A 20,644-nucleotide genomic window follows, 5' to 3' on the forward strand; every position below is an offset into this window, starting at 1 on the left:
GGATCGATGTCCGACGCTTCCGACTACGACGCCACCAGCCGGACGACGACGGTGCTGGGACACCCCCTGCACTACCACGAGGCCGGCTCCGGTGAACCGCTGATCCTGCTGCACGGCGCCGGGCCCGGGGTGTCGGCGTGGAGCAACTTCTCCGGCAACATCGCGAACTACGCCAAGGACTTCCGCACGATCCTGGTCGACATGCCGGGCTTCGGCAAGTCCGGGCACCCGGCGGAGTACGACCGCAGCTACCTGCAGTACGCCTCGGACGCGGTTGCCGCGCTGATGGACGAGCTCGGCATCGAGAAGGCCCACCTGCTCGGCAACTCTCTCGGTGGATCGGTGGTGGCCCAGTTCGTGTTGTCGTACCCGCAGCGCGCCGGCCGCCTGGTGCTGATGGGCCCGGGGTCGGCGCTGTCCATCGGGCTCTTCGCGCCGCGGCCCAGCGAGGGCATCCGCCGGTTGATGGAGTTCTTCGGCGCCACGGACAAGACGCCGGAGAAGATGGAGGCGTTCCTGCGGTCCATGGTCTACGACCAGTCGCTCGTCACCCCCGAGCTGGTCGCCGACCGCTTCGCTGCGGCGATGAACCCGGCCGCCGGCCCCGGTCTCAAGGCGATGCAGGTCGCCAACCAGAAGTTCCACACCGAGGGCGAGCTGTGGCGCGAGGCGCACCGGATCAAGCACGAGGTGCTCATCACCTGGGGCCGGGAGGACCGCGTCCAGCCTCTCGACGGCGCGTTCGTCGGCTTCCGCCTGCTGGAGAACGCGCGGCTGCACGTGTTCCCGAAGTGCGGGCACTGGGCCATGATCGAGCAGCGCGCCGAGTTCGAGCGGCTGACCAAAGACTTCTTCGCCAACGGCTGACTTCCTGATTCCAGAAGGGAATCCGGCATATGGACATTCATAGTCTCGGATACGTGCGCCTCGAGTCCACCGTCGTCGACGAGTGGCGGACGTTCGCGCACGACGTTCTCGGCGCGCTCGTCACCGACGCGCCCGGCGGCGGGCTGCACATCCGGCTCGACGACCGCCCGGTCCGGCTGGCGATCGTGCCCGGCCGGCGGGACCGGCTGGCCGGCTCCGGCTTCGAGGTGCGCGACGGTGCCACCCTCGACGCTGCCGTGGCCGAGCTCCAGGCGGCCGGTGTCGCCGTCAAGGAAGGGTCGGCCGACGAGGCCGCCGAGCGCAAGGTGGAGCGGTTCGTCGCGTTCGACGACCCGTGCGGCAACCCGGTCGAGGTGTTCTTCAGCCCGGTGGTCGACGGCGACGACGCGCAGTTGCCGTTCGGTGGTGGCTTCCTGACCGGCGCGCTCGGTATGGGCCACGTCGTGCTGCCGGCCTCCGACATCGAGGCCGCGTTCGACTTCTACACGCGGGTGATGGGCTTCCGGCACCGGGACTCGATGGCCGTGAAGTTTCCGAACGGCATGACGGTGCGGCTGCGGTTCCTCGGCTGCAACCCCCGCCACCACACCATCGCGCTCACGCAGACCCAGTCCGAGCAGGGCATGCGGCACATGATGCTGGAGGCGGACTCGCTCAAGACGTTCGGCCGCACGTTCGCCCGCGCCCGCGAGGCCGGCGTGCTCAAGTCCGAGCTGGGCCAGCATTCGAACGACGAGGTGCTGTCGTTCTACCTGTTCTGCCCCGGCGGCTTCGAACTCGAGTACGGGGTGCAGGGGCGCCACGTGGACGATGCCACCTGGCTGACGCGTGATCTCACGGCGCTGAGCTACTGGGGCTACTGGCCCGTCGCGAAACCGGCGGCGTGACCATGACCCAGCACAGCATGGAGCTTCCCGTACACCTGAACGGCGCCATCACCGCGCTGGAGGCCGGCCGCCCGGTCATCGCCTCGTTCTCCCCGGCCGACCCGGCCAGTGCCCAGTCCTTCGCCTCCGGCCCGTACGACGTGGTCGTCTTCGAGATGGAGCACAACCCCTACTCGGCGGCGACCCTGCGCGACAGCCTCCAGTACCTGCTCGACCGGCGGGTGGTGGCCGAGCGCGGGGACGTGTCCCCGGCCGTCACCCCGTTCGTCCGCGTTCCGGCCAACGGGTCGGAGATGAACCAGTTCCTGGCCAAACAGGCCCTCGACGCTGGTGTGTACGGCATCGTCTTCCCGCACGTGAGCACGGTCGAGGAAGCGCGCAACGCGGTCGCCTCCTGCCGGTACCCCCGCCCGGAGTCCGCGGCGCTGTACGACCCACCCGGAGTCCGCGGTGACGGGCCGTTCGGCGCCGCCCGGTACTGGGGCATCGACGTGATGGAGTACTACCGCCGGGCCGACACCTGGCCACTGGCACCGCAGGGTGACGTCTTCGTCGTCGTGATGTGCGAGGAGGTCAAGGCGATCCGGAACCTGCCGAGGATGCTGTCCGAAGTGCAGGGGATCGGCGCCGTGCTCATCGGTGAGGGCGACCTGAGCCAGGACCTCGGTCACCCGCGGGCCTATCAGCACCCGGCGGTGGAGTCGGCGATCGCCGACGTGCTCGCCATCTGCGCCGACGCGGGGGTGCCGGCGGGTATTCCGCACGTGACACCGCAGAACGTGCAACGGCGGCTGGAGCAGGGTTTCCGGTGGCTGATGCCGAACCCGGTGCGCACCAACCAGGCGGCCGACATCGCCCGGAAGTGGATCGGGGAGCAGGCGACCGCGAAGGTGGGTGTGGCGTGATCGTCGACGTACATGGGCACTTCACGCAGATCCCGGTCCAGTTGGACGCCTACCGCGGCAGGCAGATCGGGACCCTCGGCCGGGCGCCGCGCGGCAAGGGCGATCCGGGCATCTCCGACGACTGCCTGCGCGAGCACCTCCAGCCGCACGTGAACGAGAACCTCGAACGCGGCATTGACAGGGTCATCTTCGGGCCGCGGGCCGGTCTGATGGGGCACGAGTTCGGCACCGAGTGGATCAGCCGCCACTGGACCGAGGTGAACAACGACCTCATCGCCCGCGCCTGCGCGATGTACCCGGACATGTTCGTCCCGGCGTTCCAGCTTCCGCAGAGCCCCGGCGTCGACCCGGCCGCGTGCATCCCGGAGATCGAGCGCTGCGTGGCGATGGGCTTCGTGAGCCTCCAGCTCAACCCGGACCCGTCCGGCGGGATCGCGCCGCTGAGCCCGTCGCTCGGCGACCGTTCCTGGTACCCGCTGTACGAGAAGATGTGCGAGTACGACCTGGTCGGGCTGATCCACGCGGCGAACACCCGCAACCCGCACCTGCACATGAACGGCTCGCACTACGTCAACACCGACGTCGCCGCGGTCGTCGAGCTCACCACGTCCTCGGTCTTCACCGACTTCCCGGACCTGAAGCTCGTCATCCCGCACGGTGGCGGTGGCATCCCGTTCCACTGGAACCGGATGCGGGCCATCCACGTGGGCGCCCGGCTCGCGCCGTTCGAGGAGGTGGTCCGGCACATCTGGTTCGACCTGTCCACGTACGACGCGGAGTCCATCGAGCTGACGATAGCCAAGATGGGCGTGGACAACGTGCTCTACGCCAGCGAGATGTGGGGCTCGGCGCAGTTCGTCGACCCGGAGACCGGTCGCAAGTTCGACGACACCGTGCCGATGGTGACTGGCATCCCGTGGCTGACCGACGACGACAAGTTCAAGATCTTCGAGGGCAACGCCCGGAAGCTCTACACCCGGGCGAAGCTGTGAACGGTCAGACGCTGGCCGACCCGGCGATCTTCCGACGGGTCCTCGGCCACTTCTGCACCGGGGTCGTCATCGTCACCGCCCACGACGACGGTCCGATCGGGATGACCTGCCAGACGTTCTCGTCGCTGTCGCTGGACCCGCCGCTGGTCATGTTCTGCCCGGCGCGCTCGTCGACGACGTGGCCGCGGATCCGGGCCACCGGCGGGTTCGCGGTGAACATCCTCGCCGAGGGCCAGCGTGCGCTCAGCCGCGGTTTCGCGGTCAGCGGCGCCGACAAGTTCGCCGGGGTGGCCTGGGCGCCGGGCCGCACCGGTGCGCCGGTCATCGACGGCAGCATGGCACACCTGGAGTGCGAGATCGTCGCTGTCCACCCGGGCGGCGACCACGACATCGTGATCGGCCGTCCGCTGGCGGCGGGGGAGAACCCCGGCCTGTCGCCGCTGCTCTTCTTCCGCAGCCGCTACGGCGGCTTCGAACCGGTCGCCGGGATCGACCGCGCGCCCGAACACGAGGCCGCTGCCGCCATCGACCGCGCGTTCGGGTTCGGCTCCGACGCCGGCACCGGGTAGCTGATCGCGGTGCGCTATCGGCGACTCGGCCGCGACGGGCCGACCGTATCGGCGATCGGGCTGGGCTGCATGGGCCTGGCCGACGGCTACTTCGGCACGGTCGGCGCGCAACGTGCCACCCGGGCGGTTCACCATGCGCTGGATCTGGGCATCACGTTCTTCGACACCGCCGACTCGTACGGCGGGGGCGCCGGTGAGGAACGCCTTGGCGCGGCCCTCGCCGGTCGCCGTGACGGGGTGGTGCTGGCCACCAAGGTGGGACTGGTCCCCGATCACACCGGCACCGGCACCGGCCGGGTCGTCGACGGCCGGCCCGCGCACGTCCTCGGGTCGGCCGAGGCGTCGCTGCGCCGGCTGCGGACCGACGTGATCGACCTGTACCAGCTTCACCGGGCCGACCCGCTGGTGCCGATCGAGGAGACGGTCGGCGCGATGGCCGGGCTCGTCGCCGCCGGGAAGGTGCGCCACATCGGCCTCTGCGAGGTCGGCGCCGGGCAGTTGCGCCTGGCCGCCGCCGTCGCGCCGGTCCTGTCCGTGCAGAGCGAGTACTCGCTGTTCGAACGCGGCGTGGAGACCGGCGTGCTGCCCGAGTGCGAACGGCTCGGCGCGGCGCTGATCGCGTTCGCGCCGCTCGGCAAGGGACTGCTGACCGGGCGGCTCCAGGCGGTCGCCGGGTTCGCCGACGGTGACCTGCGCGCCCGGCTGCCCCGCTTCGGCGGTGAGCACCTGCGACACAACCAGCGCCTCGTCGCCACGCTGAACGAGGTCGCCGGCGACGCCGGGGTCACGCCCGGCCAGCTCGCGCTGAGTCACCTGCTGCATCGGTCACGGCTGGTGGTACCGATTCCGGGCAGCACCGACGAACGGCACCTGGCGGAGAACGCGGCCGCGACCGACGTCGCGTTCACACCCGAGACCCTGCAACGCATCGAGGCCGTCCTCGCCGCGGCGCCGGTGAGCGGGGAACGGTACCCGCCGGGCTGGCGACTGCCGAAGGCGTGACGCCGTGTTCAGCAGCGATGCTGTGTCAGACGCGGCGCGGGCCGGCGCCGGCGCCGGCGCCGGCGAGTTTGCGGGAGATGCCGAGCGCGGCGGCGGTGACGGCCGGTGCCAGGCGGTCGAGGCGGTTGGTTCTGGCCCGGCCGCTGATCGATACGGCGGCCACGACCTCACGGTTCGAGCCGTAGATGGGGGCGGCGACGCAGCTGACGCCGATGGTCGCCTCCTCCCGGTCGTACGCGACACCGTAGGCCCGCACGGTCTGCACCTCGCGGCGCAGCCGGACGGGGGAGGTGATGGTGGCCTGGGTGCGGCCCACGAGCCCTTTGTCGATGACCGCTTCCAGCACCTCGCCCGGCGCGTACGCGAGCAGCACCTTGCCCAGACCGGTGCAGTACATCGGCATCCGGCCGCCGACCTGGGACAGGTCGGTGATGGCGTCGTGCCCGCGGATCTTCTCCACGTAGAGGACGTCGAGGTCCTTGTGCACAGCCAGATGCACGCCCCCGTGGGTGCTTTCGTAGAGGTCCTCCATGTACGGCAGCGCGGCCTCGCGCAGTTCGTACCGGATCGAGCTGTGGCCGGCGAGCTCGAACAGCCGGCTGCCCAGCGAGTACTGGCCGTTCTCGTAGACCAGCCAGCCGAGTTCCATCATCTGCTTGGCGGTTCGGTGGGCCGTCGACTTGGGCAGGCCGGTGCGGATGACGATGGCGGACAGCGTGAGATTCCTGTGCCTGGGGCCGAACGCGCCGAGGAGCGAGTCGGCGCGTTGCAGTACCGAATCGCTCGACCGGTCTTGTTGGCTGCGCACATCTGGACTCTAGAGCATCTGGTGCCCAAGATTGCAAGCCCGTTACGCTCCCGTGACGGCAATATTACGGCGACCCGGCTGAGCAGCTCAGAACTCGTTCCACTGTGCGGGATCTGCCGCTGGGCAGCCAGGGCGCACTCGTGGAAGCTCGGATGCCTTGGACGTCTTGGATGCCCTGTTGCACGGAGGTTGACATGCGAACTCGCAATCGGCTGTTCCTGTCGCTCGGACTGGTCGTGGCGTTCGCCGCGGCGTGCAGCTCCGGCGGTACGACCCCTTCGGACACCGCCTCGGCAAGCTTCGACCGGAATGCGAAGTTACGGTTCGGATTCTCGGTTTCGCCGACAACGTGGGATCCGCACAAGCTTGCCCAGGACTACAACAACTTCGTCGTCTTTCCCGTCTATGACCGGATTCTCGACACCGACGCCGCCGGCGTCGTCACCCCCGGCCTGGCGCAGAAATGGGAGTTCAGCGCCGACGGCCTGACGCTCACGCTGACGATGCGCGACGGCGTGAAGTTCCACGACGGCACCGCGGTCGACGCGGCCGCCGTGAAGGCCAACCTGGACAAGGAGATCACCGGCAAGGGCATGCTCGCCGCCGCCCTGCTCCAGGTGGTCGGCAAGGTCGAGGTGACCGACCCGAAGACCGTCACGCTCACCCTGAAGCAGCAGGCGGCGTACCTGCCGTCGGTGCTCGCGAACCGGGCCGGCGCACTGGTCTGCCCGAGTGTGCTGACCGACGCGTCGCTGGAGACGCAGCCATGCGGCGCCGGGCCGTTCAAGGTGACGCTGTCACGGCAGAACGACCGGATCGTCTACGAGCGGTTCGAGGACTACTGGAACGTCAAAGACGTCCAGATCAAGACGCTCGAGATGATGATCCAACCGGCCGAGGCCACCCGCCTCAGCTCGTTCCAGTCCGGGCAGCTCGACGCCACGTACATGAACGCGGCCACCATCGACTCGGCCAAGCGCGCCGGCGTCACCGTGGACCCGCAGTCGACGTTCACCTGGTACGGCATCTTCGTCAACTGGAGCAAGGGCGACCTCGGCAACCCGGTCGTGCGCCAGGCCATCAACCTCGCCATCGACCGCAAAGCCATCATCGACCGGCTGTCGTTCGGGTACGCCTCGGACTACCAGCAGCCGTTCCCGCCGAACTACTTCGCTAACAACACCACGCTCCCGTCACCGTACTGGAGCTTCAACGCCGCCAAGGCCAAGGAACTGCTGGCCGGTGCCGGGCTGACCGACAAGGTCTCGTTCACCTGCGAATTGGCCAACAGCAACGCGTTCCCGGACATCGCCGCAGCCGTGCAGCAGCAACTGGCCGCCGCCGGCATCAAGATGACGTTCACGACCGCGACCAACCAGGCCGTCACCCAGAACTACTTCGTCGACGGCAAGACCGACTGCACGTTCGGCGCGTACTCCGGCGTGACCGACCCGTCCCTCGCACTCCAGCAGCTCCTGGCCCCCGACGGCGTGCTCAACGCCTCGCACCGGTGGCTCAAGCCCGAGTTCCAGACCATGTACGAGGCGACGCTGAAGCCGGGCGACGGGCGCAACGCGGCCATCCACGCCCTGGTGAAGGCGCTCATGGAGGAATCCGCCGTGATCCCGCTGTTCTACCCGCAGCGCTCCTACATCGCCAAGCCGAACGTGAAGGGGCTGGAGAAGTTCCCGGTGGACACCACCACCCGCTTCACCAACCTCGGCCTGGCCCTGTGAGCTGACCGATGCTGCAAACCCTCCTGAGCCGGCTGGCCCGGCTGGTCCCGACCCTGATCCTGGTGTCCGTGGTGACGTTCTCGCTGACGTACCTCGTCCCGGGCGACCCCGCGATCACCCTCGCCGGGGACGCACCGACACCCGAGCGGATCGCCGAGATCCGCGCGGATCTGGGCCTGGACCGGCCGGCGGTCGAACAGTACTTCGCATGGGTGCGCCAGGTCGCCGTCGGCGACTTCGGCCACTCCATCTACGGTGGCGCGGACAGCGTGACCGGCCTGATCCTGCAGAAGCTGCCGGTCGACCTGTCCCTGGCTCTCGGGGGTTTGCTGGTCGCACTGCTCGTCGGGGTACCCCTGGGTATCGCGGCGGCGGTGCGGCGCGGGTCCTGGCTGGACCGGGCCGTCACCGCGTTCACATCGGTGTCGGTGGCGTTGCCCAGCTACTGGATCGCGCTGCTGCTGGTGCTGCTGTTCGCGGTGAAGCTGCGCTGGCTGCCGGCGTCCGGATACACCCCACCGAACGAGGACCCGGCCGCGTGGGTGCGCGGCCTGATCCTGCCGTCGGTCGCCATCGGCCTGGCGATGACCGCCGAGATCGCCCGGCAGCTGCGGACCGCGCTCGTCGACGTGCTCGACGAGCAGTACGTGCGGACCGCCCGGGCGAAGGGCCTGCGCGCGTGGATGGTGATCGGCAAGCACGCCATGAAGAACGCCGCCATCACCCCGCTGACCATCCTCGGCCTGCAGATCGCCTCCATCCTCGGCGGCGCCGTCATCATCGAGCAGATCTTCGGCCTGCCCGGCATCGGCCAGCTCGCCATCGAGGCCGTGCTGCAACGCGACATCCCGGTGCTCCAGGGCGTCGTGCTGACCGCCGTGCTCATCGTCGTGGTCTGCAACCTGCTGGTCGACCTGTCCTACATCTGGCTCAACCCGAGATCGCGGAGGTGACGCGGGTGCAGACCCTCAGACGTCCGTCGGTGACGGTGTCGCTCGGCGTGCTCGCACTGCTCGCACTCGCCGCGATACTCGCACCCGTGCTGCCATTGGCCGACCCGCTCAAGGGCGACCTGATGAACAGCCTCCAGTCGCCGTCGGCCTCGCATCTGCTCGGCACCGACACCCTCGGCCGCGACGTGCTCAGCCGCATGATCTACGCGACCAGGATCAGCCTGACCGTCGCGGCGGGTGCGGTCATCGTGGCCCTCGCCCTGGGCGCGTTGCTGGGCACGCTCGCCGGGTACTTCGGCGGCAAGTTCGACAGCATCGTCTCGTTCATCACCGACGCGTACCTCGCGTTCCCGCCGATCCTGCTCGCCATCGCGATTCTCGGCGCCCTGGGCCGGGGAACGGTGAACACCGTCGGCGCGATCGCGTTCATCTTCGTCCCGCGGTTCATCCGGGTCGCCCGTGGCGCGGTGGTGGCCCGCAAGGGCGAGGTGTACATCGACGCGGCCAAGGTGATCGGCGCACCGACCTGGTGGATCATCCGCCGGCACGTGCTGCCGAACATCGCCGCACCCATCATCGTGCAGGCGGCCCTGGCGGCCGGTTTCGCGATGCTGGCCGAGGCGAGCCTGAGCTTCCTCGGCCTCGGCGTCCAGGCACCGGCGGCGAGCTGGGGCTCGATGCTCGGCGACGCGTCCCAGCAGATCTACAGGCAGCCACTGCTGATGATCTGGCCGGGCATCGCCATCGCCATCTGTGTCTTCTGTTTCAACCTGCTGGGAGAGGCCATGCGCGATCGGATGCGGGCATGACGACCGAACTGCTCTCCATCGACCGGCTCAGCGTGGAGGCCCGGGTCGGCAGCACCTGGCTGCCGGTGGTCACCGAAGCCTCCCTGACCGTGCGCACGGGCGAGATCCTCGGCCTCGTCGGCGAGTCCGGCTCCGGCAAGACGGTCACCTGCCTGTCGATCCTCGGCCTCCTGCCGCGCCACGACGTGCGGGTCTGCGGCGGTGCCATCCGCTACCGCGAGCGGGACCTGACCCGGATCCGCCCGCGGGAGCTCGAGGACGTCCGCGGCCGCAGCATCGCCATGATCCCACAGGAACCGTCGGCGAGCCTGAACCCGGCGTTCACCGTCGGCGACCAGCTCGGCGAGGTGCTGCGCCGGCACGAGAGGCTGTCCCGCGCGCAGGCCCGGCAGCGGGCGGTGAAGCTGCTCGATGACGTCGGCATCCCCGCCGCGGCCGGCCGCCTGAACGACTACCCACACCACTTCTCCGGCGGGATGTGCCAGCGCGTCCTCATCGCGATGGCGCTGGCGTGCAACCCGGAGCTCATCATCGCCGACGAGCCGACCACCGCGCTCGACGTCACCGTCCAGGCGCAGATCCTGGACCTGATCCGGGACCTGGCCGCCGACCGGGGCGCCTCCGTCCTGCTCGTCACGCACGACATGGGCGTGGTCGCCGACGCCTGCGACCGGGTCGTGGTCATGTACGCCGGACAGATCGTGGAACAGGCCGACATCGTGCCGATGTTCCGCCGGCCCCGGCACCCGTACACCGAACGCCTGCTGGCCGCCACACCCCGGATGCGCCGCCCTGACGAGACGGAGGCGCCCGTCTTCGCGTACATCCCCGGCTCGATGCCCCGGCCGGGCAGCTACGGCACCGGTTGCCGATTCGCGCCGCGGTGCGCGCACCACCGGCCGGAGTGCGACGACCACGAGATTGCGCTGCTGGCCCTGCCGGAGGGCAACGAGGCCCGCTGCGAACGGGTCAATGACCTCGACCTCGCCGGTGAAAGGGGATGACCGTGCCCGACGAACCGGTGCTCGACGTCCGTAACCTGTCCGTCTCGTTCACCCGCAGGTCGCTGATCCCCGGGCGCCGGCGAACCTCCCTCGTCGTCGACGACGTCGACCTCACCGTCCACAAGGGACGGACGCTGGGGCTGGTCGGTGAGTCCGGCTCGGGCAAGTCGACGACCGCCAAGGCCATCGTCCGGCTGGTGGACGCGCAGGCCGGCGAGGTCCGGCTCAACGGCGTGGACCTGCTGTCGTTGCGCGGCGAGGCACTCAAACGGGCCCGGCGTTCGGTGCAGATGGTGTTCCAGGACCCGTACTCCTCGCTCGACCCGACCATGACGATCACCGAGTGCATCGCCGAACCCCTGACCGTGCACCGGATAGGTGACCGGGCGAGCCGGGTCACGGCCGTGCTGGACCTGCTGGACCAGGTCGGCCTGCCCCGCTCGATGGCGGACCTGATGCCCTCCCAGCTCAGCGGCGGGCAACGGCAGCGGGTCGCGATAGCCCGGGCGATCTGCCTGCATCCGGACCTGGTGCTCTGTGACGAACCGGTCAGCGCGCTGGACGTGTCGACACAGAACCGGATTCTCCAGATGCTGACCGACCTGCGGGCCAGCCACGGCATCTCCTTCGTGTTGATCAGCCACAACCTGGCCGCCGTGCAGCAGCTCGCCGACGACGTCGCCGTGATGTACTGCGGCACCATCGTCGAGCGGGGTCCGGCGCAGGTGGTCACGGCCGATCCGAAGCACCCGTACACTCGCGCGCTCGTCTCGGCCGTGCCGTACCCCGATCCGGAGGTGCAGCGGACCCGGACCAGGGTGGTGCTCACCGGCGACCCGGCCAACCCGGCGGACCGCCCACCCGGCTGCGTCTTCCAGGGCCGGTGCCCGGAGGTGATGCCGGTCTGCCGCAGTGTCGTGCCGAGGCTGGCCGACGACGGCACCGGCCGCAGCATCGCCTGTCACCTCTACGAACCGGCGCCCGCACCGCAGAGTGCGCCACAGGCCCAGCCGCACAACGGTGCCGGCCCGGTGCGCAAGCTGCGGCCGGACACCGCCGGCAAGGGCCGCTGAAGGTGTGCCGGCCGTGATCAGAAAGCATCCCGCTGGGCGGCACAGGCGACCGGGCAGCCCGTCCGGCGCCGGAAGAATCCGCCGTGGAGCGTTGCAACCGCAACCGGACGCCCAGGAGGCCAAGTGCAAGCGTTGAGCGCCGCGATCGTCGGGTCGGGCAACATCGCCACAGACCTGTTGTACAAACTGCTGCGGTCGGACGTGCTGACCCCGCGCTGGATGGTGGGCGTGGACCCGGCCAGCGACGGGCTGCGCCGGGCGACCGACCTGGGCCTGGCGACGTCCGCCGGTGGCGTGGACTGGCTGCTGGAGCAGGACGAGCGCCCGGACATCGTGTTCGAGGCGACCTCGGCGTACGCACACCGGACGAACGCCCCCCGCTACGCCGAAGCCGGCATCCGGGCCGTCGACCTGACACCGGCGGCGGTCGGGCCGTACGTCGTGCCGACCGTCAACCTCACCGAGCACATCGGACTGTCCAATGTGAACATGGTGACCTGCGGCGGCCAGGCGACGATCCCGATGGTGGCCGCGGTGTCCCGGGTGGTGCACGTGCGCTACGCGGAGATCGTCGCCTCGGTCGCGTCGCTCGCCGCCGGGCCGGGCACCCGCGCCAACATCGACGAGTTCACCCGGACCACGGCCTCGGCGGTGGCCAAGCTCGGCGGCGCGGCCGACGGCAAGGCCATCATCGTGCTCAACCCGGCCGAGCCGTCGGTCATCATGCGCGACACCGTCTTCGTGTCGATCCCCGAAAACGCCGACCAGGACGCGATCGTCCGCTCGGTGCGCGACATGGAGGCCGCGGTGCAGGCGTACGTGCCCGGCTACCGGCTCACCGCCGACCCCCAGTTCGACGACGGCCGGGTCGCCGTGTTCCTGGAGGTCGAGGGCGCCGGCGACTACTTCCCCCCGTACGCGGGGAATCTCGACATCATGACGGCGGCGGCGGCGAAGGTGGGCGAGGAGATCGCCCGGTCGGTGCTTGCTTCGAAACCCGCTTCCTGAAGGGAAACGAGCCCGTGGCGTACTCCGCCGATCTCGACATCCGCGTCACCGACAGCTGTATGCGTGACGGGTCGCACGCGATCGCTCATCAGTTCGACGAGAAATCCGTCCGGGACATGGTCGTGGCCCTCGACGCCGCGCGGGTGCCGGTGCTGGAGGTGGCGCACGGCGACGGTCTGGGCGGCTCCTCGTTCAACTACGGCTTCAGCCGGATCGACGAACGGGTCCTCATCAAGATCGCCGTGGAGCACGCGAAGTTCTCCAGGATCGCGACCCTCATCCTGCCCGGCGTCGGCACGGTCGACGACATCCGGGCCGTCCACGACCTGGGCGTGTCCGTCGTCCGGGTCGCGACACACTGCACCGAGGCGAACATCTCGCCGCAGCACTTCGGCATCGCCCGCGACCTCGGCCTGGAGACGGTCGGGTTCCTCATGATGGCGCACTCGATCCCGCCGGCCGAGCTGGCGAAGCAGGCACGCATCATGGCCGACGCCGGATGCCAGTGCGTGTACGTGGTCGACTCGGCCGGCGCGCTCGTCCTCGAGGACGTCAGCGACCGGGTCGACGCGCTGCGCGAGGAACTCGGCGACGACGCGCAGGTCGGCTTCCACGGCCACCAGAACCTGTCGCTCGCCGTCGCCAACTCGCTGCTGGCGATCCGGGCCGGGGCGCAGCAGATCGACGGCTGCACCAGGGCGTTCGGCGCGGGGGCCGGCAACACGCCGACCGAGGTCCTCGCGGCCGTCTGCGAACGGATCGGCATCCGGACCGGCATCGACGTCTTCGCCATCATCGACGCGGCCGAGGACGTGGTCCGCCCGGTGATGGAGAGCGAACCGGTGGTCGACCGGATGTCGCTGCTGATGGGCTATGCCGGGGTCTACTCCAGCTTCCTGCGGCACGCGAACCGGGCGGCGGCGCGTTACGGCGTACCCGGCCCAGAGATCCTGCTGCGCGCGGGGCAACGGCGGCTGGTCGGCGGTCAGGAGGACCTGCTGCTGGACATCGCGCTGGAGATCGCCGCCGAGCGCGCCGCCGTCGCGCAGCCGCCGACCGTACCGTCGGCGACCGCTCAGCCCACGATCGTGCAGCCGGTGCAGAACAGCGCGGTGGCACCGTGACCGACGAGGCCACACTGGAGGAGGCCGCCGCGAAGCTGCGTGAGGCGTCGCGGACCCGGGTGCCGATCGACCCGCTGACGGTGCGGTGGCCGCACCTCGACGTCGGCGACGCCTGGCGGATCCAGCAGATCAACCGGGACCTGGCGGTGGCGGCCGGGCGGCGGGTCGACGGGTACAAGTGCGGACTGACGTCGGAGGCGATGCAGCGGCAGATGGGCGTGGACGAGCCGGACTTCGGTGTGCTGCTGGACGACATGCTGCTCGCCGACCGGATGGCCGCGCAGGCGTTCGTCCAGCCCCGGGTGGAGGCCGAGATCGCCCTCGTCCTCGGCGCCGACGTGGGCGCCGGTGCGACCGCCGCGTCCGTGCTCGCCGCGACCGCATCGGTCCGGCCGGCCATCGAGATCATCGACAGCCGAATCGCCGACTGGCGCCTGTCCCTTGTGGACACGGTGGCGGACAATGCCTCGTCCGGGGCCTACGTCCTCGGGCCGCCGCTGGCACCCGGCGGCCTGGACCTCGCCGAGATCGAGGTGGAGGTGTCGGTGAACGGCGAGGTGCGCGACATCGGCCTCGGCTCGGCGGCCCTGGGCCATCCGGCGGCCGCGGCGGCCTGGCTCGCCAACCGGCTCGCCGGGTTCGGCCTGGTGCTGACGGCCGGGAGCGTGGTGCTGACCGGCTCGTTGCACGCCTCGTTCCCGGTGACGCCCGGCGACCGGGTCGTGGCGGACTTCGGCGTCCTGGGCAGATCCACGGTCGCCGTCGACTGAATACCTTCCGTGTCGCGCGGCCGAGGTACTCGTCGGCGTGCAACCACCAGGGCGTCGTCGCCGGCACGTGACCGGCGGGGCGGGCAGCATCGCGCACGGATGAGGCAATAGCAGGTTTGCTCGGACGATTGCCGGGCATCTCGTCCAGGCTACTCAGCGTCATCACGCGCGGCGTCCTGGAGTAGCTGCTCATCTCAGAACTGCCGCTCGCGCTCTACCGAACGCGGCAGTCGCTGGTGCGCGAGACCGTCGACGTGGTGCTGCGCGGGGCGCTGGTCCGCGAAGGCGGGACACCCGGCGGGGTGACCGGTCATCTGCGCCGGGCATGTCCAAAACACCCCGGGAGGCCGGCATGGCGAACGTTCAGCAGGACGGCAGGGTCGCCCTCATCACGGGTGCGAGCAGGGGGATCGGCGCGGCCGTTGCCCGGTTGCTGGCATCGCAGGGGATGCGGGTCGTGGTCAACTACCACAGCAGCCGCGACAAGGCGGACGATGTGGTCGCGTCGATCGGGTCCACCGGCGGCCGGGCGATGGCCGTGCAGGCCGACGTGCGCGACGGGGACGCCGTGCTCGGCATGCTCGAGCAGGTCCGGGCCGCCATGGGCGAGGTGGAGGTCCTGGTCCACAACGCCTTGATCCCGTACGCCATCAAGTCGTTCGAGGAGATCTCGGTCGAGGAACTGGGCAGCAAAGTGGAACAGGAGATGCGAGCGGCCTTCCTGGTGACGAAGGCCGTTGTCCCCGACATGATCTCGCGCGGCTACGGACGGATCGTCTACCTCGGCGCCGTGTTGAGCCGGCGGCCGGATGAAGGAATGATCGCGCTCGGAACCGCGAAGGCGGCGTTGAGCTCGTTCGCCCGCTTTGTCGCGCAGGAGCTGGGGCCTCGCGGGATTACCGTCAACGTGGTGGCGCCGGGGCCGGTGGGTGGTCTCCTCCATGCCACCCTCGATCAGGAGCAGCAGCAGCGCATGGCGGCCCAGACGGCGCTGGGCCGCATCGCCTCCCCTGATGACGTGGCCCGGACCGTCGCCTTCTACGCCGGCGACGACAGTGGATTCATCACTGGCACGACCGCGCCGGTCAACGGCGGACTGACCATGGACTGACGCATCCCGCAAGGTGGGCTCCTGTGGTGGGCGCTGTGATGAGATCACGTTTCGCGGCGAATTCGACTGCACTACGGGAGTGCCATGGCGCGCATCGTCGACCAGAGACCCCATCGCCGCCCGTATCCGGAGGCGACCGGAACGGTCAGGATCGTGGATCTCGCCAGTGCGCCCATCGGCGTCGTCAGCGCGCTGGAGTTCGCGCCTGGGTCGTCGTAGCACGGCACGGCGGTCAGGGCGCTGCCGGTGGGGAGAGGTGCTGGCGGGCCGTCCAGACCGCGTGTTCCGGGCGCCGGGCGCCGATGACGACGTCCAGTCCGGTCGCGCAGGCCGTCACGATGGGGGCGGTCCACCGGTCCGGCTGCCGCCCGGTGGGCGCGACCGGGCCGGCGATCCTGATCGCGACGTGGAAGCCCCCAGGTATCCGATGAGACCCGCAGCCGGCCCGAGGACCGAGGCCAGGAAGGTGTACCGCCCGACGCGCAGCAGCCGGCGGCCCCGGGCGAGGCTCGCGTCGTCGGTCGTCGGTCGTCGGTCGTCGTGGTCATGGCGGGCGGTCAGCCGGCCGCCGCGTCGAGCTGGTCGAGGCGGCCGGTTTCCAGGTGTGCGACGTCGCCGCCGGAGTCGAGGGCGGCGTCGAGCAGCATGGCGAGGGAGGTGCCGAGCACCGGGACGTCGGCTGGGTCGTCGGCCAGGCGGAACCAGGTCTCGGACCATCCCGCGTGGTGGACCTCGAAGGCCGCCACGCGGGACAGCAGCCAGTACGTGGTCATGGTGGGGAAGTCGGTGGCCGAGACGATGGTCCGGCCGTCGGCGAGCTCGATGAGCGTCTCGGCGTACAGGTCCGCGGGGACGTCGACGACCCTGCGGCGCTCGCGCTCCGGCACCAGCCGCCAGTGGCCGCCGAACAGGGCCGCGGAGCCGACGCGGTGGTACAGCGCGATCACATCGGCCGGCACATCAGCGGGCAGTCCCTGCGGCGGGGTGGTGTCGTGGTCACGCACGATCCGGTCGATCACGTCGTCGATCTCGATGACCGCCGGCGCCAGGTACCACCCCGCGACCGGCCGGAGCGCGCCGTCAGAGTCCTGGGCGACGCCGACGAGGCCGCCGTGCAGGGCCACTGCCCGGTTGCCGCCGGAGACCTGATCGTTGACGTTGACGACCACACGCGACAGGGTGGCGGGGACGGAGGCGCTGCTGATGCCGGGGCCGAAGTAGAAGTCGCCGGGTTCCGCGGTCATGCCGCGCGGCTCGCCGATGGGGAGTTCCAGCAGGGCGTTCGGCACGTCGACCGTGGCGCCCTGGAGGTACGGGTAGAACCGGGCCACCCAGCCGGTGATCACGTCACCGCCGTACGCGTCGACCGGGTTGTAGATCCGCCGCCAGAAGTCCGCGTCCGGGTCACCGGCGGCGGCCCGGACGAACTCGTCGGCGATCGGCGCGAGCGACCGGCACCACGTCTCCAGTCCGAAGCCGGCGATCGCGTCGACCCTCGCGCGGATCCGTCGCCAGTCCTCGACGGTACCCGCCACCGTGACGGACGGGATGCCGCACACGGTCACCAGCCACAGCGAGAAGTACGGCGAATACGCGTCGAGCAGCACCACCCGCCCAGCCGTCCGCTCGACGTCCGTGCTCGTGGAGAAGTCGCACTCGAACAGGTCCGCGTCGTCGATCTCGGCGGCGAGCAGCTTCGCGAACGCCTCGGTCGTGTGCGCCCATGCCGCGGCGTCGTGCGGCATCGCCCCGTCCACGGTCACGGTGAGCCGCTTCTTGCCGGTGTGGCGGACCAGCCGCGTGCGCAGCTCCTCGGCGTGGAGGCGGACGTGCTGCGCGACGCCCTGCGCGATGGTCAGCCACACCGCGTCGGGCGACAGCACCAGCGGCCGATGGTCGGCGAACGCCCGGGCGACGGCACTGAGCAGCGGATGCACTCCGTCCGCGTCGAGCACCGGCAGCCCCGGGTCGCCACCGAACGCCAGCGCCTCAGGAAACAACTCGCCGAGCGGCCGCGTCGGCAGCGGAGAGCCGGCGGGCGCCACATCATCGACCGGGAAGGTGACCATGCCCGAACAGTAGTCACCACCCGCGTACCGCACTGCCCCACTGCTCTGCTGCCTTGATCTCGTATCCGCTCGCGACCATCGGGATCGTTGACATCGCTGTTCACCAATCGGGCAACTGGTCGGCCGGGATCTCCTGGCTGATCGGATCTGCCGGTCCGGCGCATTTCGCCGTACCTGACCATTCGACGGAATGCAAAGTGTGACAACTCGGCGATGGCATTGCGCATTGGTGGTGTTTCGACGAAATGCCCTTTCGTTGACGGTGTTCGGAGGGCGTGGGAGCCTTGCCGCGAAATTGCGGAATCCACATGCTCTGGCAGGGGGCGAACGGGTTGTTCACCGCTTTGCGTACGCGTTTACGGTTCGGTAGGACACCCACGGGCGAGGCCGGTCTGCTCGACCCGGACAACGCCAATCGCTGGTATGAGGAAGACGCTCTCGTATCCAGGCTGAACGTTGTCCGTAACGTGATCGGCTTCGTCACCGCGCTGGTGGTCAGCTTCCTGGCGACGGGGTTCAGCGGCGACGCGTTCAGCCCGTTCGCGCGGCTCGTCGACCTGCTCTTCGCAGTGGTGGCGACGGCGGTCGCGGTCCTCGCGGGCATCGCGTTCCTCGTGATCCTCACCAGGTCCGGCAGCCGGGGCGCCGTGATGCGGCGGATGCTGATCCCGCTGCGGACGGTGCTGCTGTACCCCGTCGTCTTCGCGGCGCCGTGGGTCATCGGCATCTACGGCTACCGGCTCATCATGTGGACGTTCCACGCCATCCGCGACTCCGGGCACTCCGTGCTGGCGTTCCTCGTCGCCTTCGTGCTGGCGCTGTTCGGCGTCGGTGCGCTCGTCGGCTCGGCGATGTACGCGCTGATGGGCGCGTACGTCTGCGCCACGACCCTGTTCCTCGCGGCCGACGGGCACCCGCTGCTCGCGCCGATCGCGGCCACCGCGGTCGCGTGGGTGCTGCCGCAGCTGTTCAGGATCGAGCAGAGCGCCGACCTGCCGACCGACCCGGCGGGCATCGCCCTGTTCTACGGTGGCGCGGTCACCGTCACCCTCCTGTCCGTCCTGGAGATCGTCCGGGCCGCGCGGATCCCGGGACTGGACCTGCGCGGCGCGCCGCCGGCCGCTCCGCTGCCGCGGGTGCGGGGCAGCAGGTCGTTCCGGCTCCCCGTCCTGACCGTCGTGGCGTCGTTCGCGGGAACCTTGGCGGCGGCGACGGCCTTCGCCGCGGTGGTGATCGCCAGTACGCCTGAGCCCACCGGCGCGCCGGTGATCAACACGTACCACTTCCCCGACGGCGTCGACGTGATGAAGGTCGGGCGGCTGAGCCCCGACGGCAAGCTGATCGCGGCCGTGCCCGCGGGCGGCACGACGTACCTGTTCGACACGCACACCGCGAAGATCGTCGAGAAGCTGCCGCTGGCCGTCGGCTATCCCGTCGAGGCCGCCTTCAGTCCCGACAGCCGGCTGCTCGCCGTGACCGGGCTGGGCGCGAACGCCAGCACGACGGTGCTGTGGGACGTCCAGGCGCACAAGGCCGTCGCGACGCCTGCCCTGCCGACCGGCGTGCCCGGCCACCAGATCGGGTCGCTGGCGTTCAGCAACGACGGCACCAGACTGGCCGCGACCTTGGCCGATTCGCTCACCCTCCAGGTGTGGGACACCGCCACCGGCGCGGCCGTTTCGACGTTCGCCGTTCCGGGCAAGCAGCAGCCTGGCGCCGCTTCCCCGGTAGGTGCGGGCGACGTCGCGTACCTGCCGGGCGATGCGACACTGGCGGTCGGGACCGGCGAGGGGTTGTTCTTCCTCAGCACGACGAGCGGCGCGGTCAGCCCACTGCCCGGCACGGCCGTCGATCGGATCGCCGGCGCGTTCAGCCGCTTCGCCATCAGCGGCGACGGCTCAAAGGTGGCTGCTGCCACCGGTACCATCGCCGCCGACGACGCCAAGGTCAGCATCTGGGAGCTGCGGACCGGCACCGCGAAGCTGGCCGTCGACGTGCCGGGCACCGCGAAGGACGCCCAGGTGTCCTCGCTGTCCCTCAACGACGACGGGTCGCTGCTGGCGGCCGGGGACTCCAGCGGCCACATCTATCTGTGGAGCACCACCGACGGCCGCCTCGCCCACACGCTCGACACCCTGGCCAGCTGGTCCATCGGCGGCCGGCCGAAGGACAATGTCCACGTCCAGACGGTGCGCGGGTCGTCGGTCCTGCTCGACTACGACGAGGTCGACAACGTCGTGCTGTGGAACCTCGCCGACCTTCCCGGCACCGGAGCCTGGAACAAGTCCGCCAAGTAGTCCTGCGGCATAGCCTGGACGTCATGGCTGTCCAGCTCAACCACACCATCGTGCACGTGCGTGACCAGGAGCGTTCCGCCCGGCTCCTGGCCGAGGTGCTGGGCGTCGCGGATCCGGTCCGGTTCGGTCCGTTCCTGGTCGTCGAGCTCGCCAACAACTGCTCGCTCGACTTCGCACAGGAGCACGGCACCATCCACGCGCAGCACTACGCGTTCCTCGTGTCGGAGGCGGAGTTCGACGAGATCTTCGCCCGCATCCAGGCGCACGGACTGCCGTACTGGGCGGATCCGTACCACCGCCAGCCGGCACAGATCAACACCAACGACGGCGGGCGCGGGCTGTACTGGGAGGACGCCGACGGCCACAACCTCGAGATCCTCACCGTGCCGTACGGCGGGTGAGCTGAGAAAACCCAACGCGAAGAGATTCGTGTTGGCCGTGGTGCTCGGGCGGCACCACCCGGTCCTCGTCCTCGCACCGGTGCAGCCGGTCGAACAGCACGAGCGCCCCGTCCGAGCTCAGTTGAAGCGTGATGCCATCCACCGCAGGTGACACACGATCGACCTGACCAACTGAGCACAGAGCGCCGGCCGGGGAGGCCCAGCCCGGCCGGCGCACTGCAGGCATCCGGCGGCGACG

21 protein-coding genes are annotated in these 20,644 nt (G+C 70.1%); 18 read left to right on the forward strand and 3 right to left on the reverse strand.

Annotation, left to right across the window (positions count from 1 at the left end):
- The first annotated feature begins 6 nt into the window (after positions 1-6).
- The 6 genes from ABZS58_RS13510 to ABZS58_RS13535 are packed head-to-tail and all read left to right on the forward strand — an operon-like array spanning position 7 to position 5,243.
- Positions 7-867 (forward strand): alpha/beta fold hydrolase, encoded by an 861-nt coding sequence (locus ABZS58_RS13510; RefSeq protein WP_354780976.1) that lies wholly within the window; start codon positions 7-9, stop codon positions 865-867.
- A gap of 53 nt (positions 868-920) precedes the next feature.
- The gene (locus ABZS58_RS13515; RefSeq protein ID WP_354780978.1) at positions 921-1,775 is read left to right on the forward strand and encodes a VOC family protein; all 855 of its coding nucleotides are present in this window, start codon (positions 921-923) and stop codon (positions 1,773-1,775) included.
- Positions 1,776-1,777: 2 nt separating this feature from the next.
- Positions 1,778-2,680 carry an aldolase/citrate lyase family protein gene (locus ABZS58_RS13520; RefSeq protein WP_354781027.1) on the forward strand — a complete coding sequence of 301 codons (903 nt, stop codon included), beginning with the start codon at positions 1,778-1,780 and terminating at the stop codon, positions 2,678-2,680.
- A complete protein-coding gene (locus ABZS58_RS13525) occupies positions 2,677-3,672 on the forward strand; it encodes an amidohydrolase family protein (RefSeq protein WP_354780979.1) in 996 nt (331 codons plus the stop codon). Before ABZS58_RS13520 ends, ABZS58_RS13525 begins: the two co-directional genes overlap by 4 nt.
- Positions 3,669-4,241: a flavin reductase family protein gene (locus ABZS58_RS13530; RefSeq protein WP_354780981.1), complete on the forward strand. Its 573-nt coding sequence runs from the start codon at positions 3,669-3,671 to the stop codon at positions 4,239-4,241. The genes ABZS58_RS13525 and ABZS58_RS13530 overlap by 4 nt, the downstream gene beginning before the upstream one ends.
- Positions 4,242-4,250: 9 nt before the next feature.
- Positions 4,251-5,243, forward strand: coding sequence for an aldo/keto reductase (locus ABZS58_RS13535; RefSeq protein ID WP_354780983.1), 993 nt, complete (start codon positions 4,251-4,253; stop codon positions 5,241-5,243).
- A 25-nt stretch (positions 5,244-5,268) separates the two neighbouring features.
- Here ABZS58_RS13535 and ABZS58_RS13540 read toward each other — a convergent pair whose 3' ends face one another.
- Positions 5,269-6,051 carry an IclR family transcriptional regulator gene (locus tag ABZS58_RS13540; RefSeq protein WP_354780985.1) on the reverse strand — a complete coding sequence of 261 codons (783 nt, stop codon included), beginning with the start codon at positions 6,049-6,051 and terminating at the stop codon, positions 5,269-5,271.
- 194 nt (positions 6,052-6,245) lie between these two features.
- Between ABZS58_RS13540 and ABZS58_RS13545 the strand changes: the two genes are divergently transcribed.
- From ABZS58_RS13545 to ABZS58_RS13590, 10 genes are all read left to right on the forward strand, one after another.
- A complete protein-coding gene (locus tag ABZS58_RS13545) occupies positions 6,246-7,787 on the forward strand; it encodes an ABC transporter substrate-binding protein (RefSeq protein ID WP_354780987.1) in 1,542 nt (513 codons plus the stop codon).
- Between the two features lie 8 nt (positions 7,788-7,795).
- Positions 7,796-8,740, forward strand: coding sequence for an ABC transporter permease (locus ABZS58_RS13550; protein ID WP_354780989.1), 945 nt, complete (start codon positions 7,796-7,798; stop codon positions 8,738-8,740).
- A 5-nt stretch (positions 8,741-8,745) separates the two neighbouring features.
- Entirely contained in the window at positions 8,746-9,549 is an 804-nt protein-coding gene (locus ABZS58_RS13555; RefSeq protein WP_354780991.1) for an ABC transporter permease, read from the forward strand.
- Entirely contained in the window at positions 9,546-10,553 is a 1,008-nt protein-coding gene (locus tag ABZS58_RS13560) for an ABC transporter ATP-binding protein (protein WP_354780993.1), read from the forward strand. Before ABZS58_RS13555 ends, ABZS58_RS13560 begins: the two co-directional genes overlap by 4 nt.
- Before the next feature lie 2 nt (positions 10,554-10,555).
- A complete protein-coding gene (locus ABZS58_RS13565; protein WP_354780995.1) occupies positions 10,556-11,626 on the forward strand; it encodes an ABC transporter ATP-binding protein in 1,071 nt (356 codons plus the stop codon).
- A gap of 123 nt (positions 11,627-11,749) precedes the next feature.
- Entirely contained in the window at positions 11,750-12,634 is an 885-nt protein-coding gene (locus ABZS58_RS13570; protein WP_354780997.1) for an acetaldehyde dehydrogenase (acetylating), read from the forward strand.
- Positions 12,635-12,648: 14 nt separating this feature from the next.
- The gene (gene dmpG / locus ABZS58_RS13575) at positions 12,649-13,758 is read left to right on the forward strand and encodes a 4-hydroxy-2-oxovalerate aldolase (RefSeq protein ID WP_354780999.1); all 1,110 of its coding nucleotides are present in this window, start codon (positions 12,649-12,651) and stop codon (positions 13,756-13,758) included.
- Positions 13,755-14,528, forward strand: coding sequence for a fumarylacetoacetate hydrolase family protein (locus ABZS58_RS13580; protein WP_354781001.1), 774 nt, complete (start codon positions 13,755-13,757; stop codon positions 14,526-14,528). The genes dmpG and ABZS58_RS13580 overlap by 4 nt, the downstream gene beginning before the upstream one ends.
- Positions 14,529-14,880: 352 nt before the next feature.
- Positions 14,881-15,639, forward strand: a complete 759-nt coding sequence (locus ABZS58_RS13585; RefSeq protein ID WP_354781003.1) for an SDR family oxidoreductase — start codon at positions 14,881-14,883, stop codon at positions 15,637-15,639.
- 84 nt (positions 15,640-15,723) lie between these two features.
- Positions 15,724-15,858: a hypothetical protein gene (locus tag ABZS58_RS13590; RefSeq protein WP_354781005.1), complete on the forward strand. Its 135-nt coding sequence runs from the start codon at positions 15,724-15,726 to the stop codon at positions 15,856-15,858.
- Between the two features lie 338 nt (positions 15,859-16,196).
- On the opposite strand, the gene ABZS58_RS13595 is transcribed toward ABZS58_RS13590, so the two are convergent.
- A complete protein-coding gene (locus tag ABZS58_RS13595; protein WP_354781007.1) occupies positions 16,197-17,708 on the reverse strand; it encodes a DUF4419 domain-containing protein in 1,512 nt (503 codons plus the stop codon).
- 467 nt (positions 17,709-18,175) lie between these two features.
- Here ABZS58_RS13595 and ABZS58_RS13600 point away from each other — a divergent pair, with 467 nt between their 5' ends.
- Positions 18,176-20,005, forward strand: coding sequence for a hypothetical protein (locus ABZS58_RS13600; protein WP_354781009.1), 1,830 nt, complete (start codon positions 18,176-18,178; stop codon positions 20,003-20,005).
- A gap of 23 nt (positions 20,006-20,028) precedes the next feature.
- Positions 20,029-20,406: a VOC family protein gene (locus ABZS58_RS13605; RefSeq protein ID WP_354781011.1), complete on the forward strand. Its 378-nt coding sequence runs from the start codon at positions 20,029-20,031 to the stop codon at positions 20,404-20,406.
- On the opposite strand, the gene ABZS58_RS13610 is transcribed toward ABZS58_RS13605, so the two are convergent.
- Positions 20,384-20,644 (reverse strand): hypothetical protein (locus tag ABZS58_RS13610; RefSeq protein ID WP_354781013.1); only part of this gene is annotated, 261 nt, incomplete at its 5' end. The two genes, ABZS58_RS13605 and ABZS58_RS13610, sit on opposite strands and share 23 nt — an antisense overlap.

The sequence above is a fragment of the Dactylosporangium sp. NPDC005555 genome (genome assembly GCF_040605635.1).
Taxonomy (GTDB): Bacteria; Actinomycetota; Actinomycetes; order Mycobacteriales; family Micromonosporaceae; genus Dactylosporangium.

Bases quoted from the DNA above. Each gene is read 5' to 3' on its own strand.
- ABZS58_RS13520 (WP_354781027.1), top strand. From the start codon at position 1,778: ATGACCCAGCACAGCATGGAGCTTCCCGTACACCTGAACGGCGCCATC.
- ABZS58_RS13550 (WP_354780989.1), top strand. From the start codon at position 7,796: ATGCTGCAAACCCTCCTGAGCCGGCTGGCCCGGCTGGTCCCGACCCTG.
- ABZS58_RS13595 (WP_354781007.1), bottom strand. From the start codon at position 17,708: ATGGTCACCTTCCCGGTCGATGATGTGGCGCCCGCCGGCTCTCCGCTG.
- ABZS58_RS13545 (WP_354780987.1), top strand. From the start codon at position 6,246: ATGCGAACTCGCAATCGGCTGTTCCTGTCGCTCGGACTGGTCGTGGCG.
- ABZS58_RS13510 (WP_354780976.1), top strand. From the start codon at position 7: ATGTCCGACGCTTCCGACTACGACGCCACCAGCCGGACGACGACGGTG.
- ABZS58_RS13605 (WP_354781011.1), top strand. From the start codon at position 20,029: ATGGCTGTCCAGCTCAACCACACCATCGTGCACGTGCGTGACCAGGAG.
- ABZS58_RS13560 (WP_354780993.1), top strand. From the start codon at position 9,546: ATGACGACCGAACTGCTCTCCATCGACCGGCTCAGCGTGGAGGCCCGG.
- ABZS58_RS13585 (WP_354781003.1), top strand. From the start codon at position 14,881: ATGGCGAACGTTCAGCAGGACGGCAGGGTCGCCCTCATCACGGGTGCG.
- ABZS58_RS13590 (WP_354781005.1), top strand. From the start codon at position 15,724: ATGGCGCGCATCGTCGACCAGAGACCCCATCGCCGCCCGTATCCGGAG.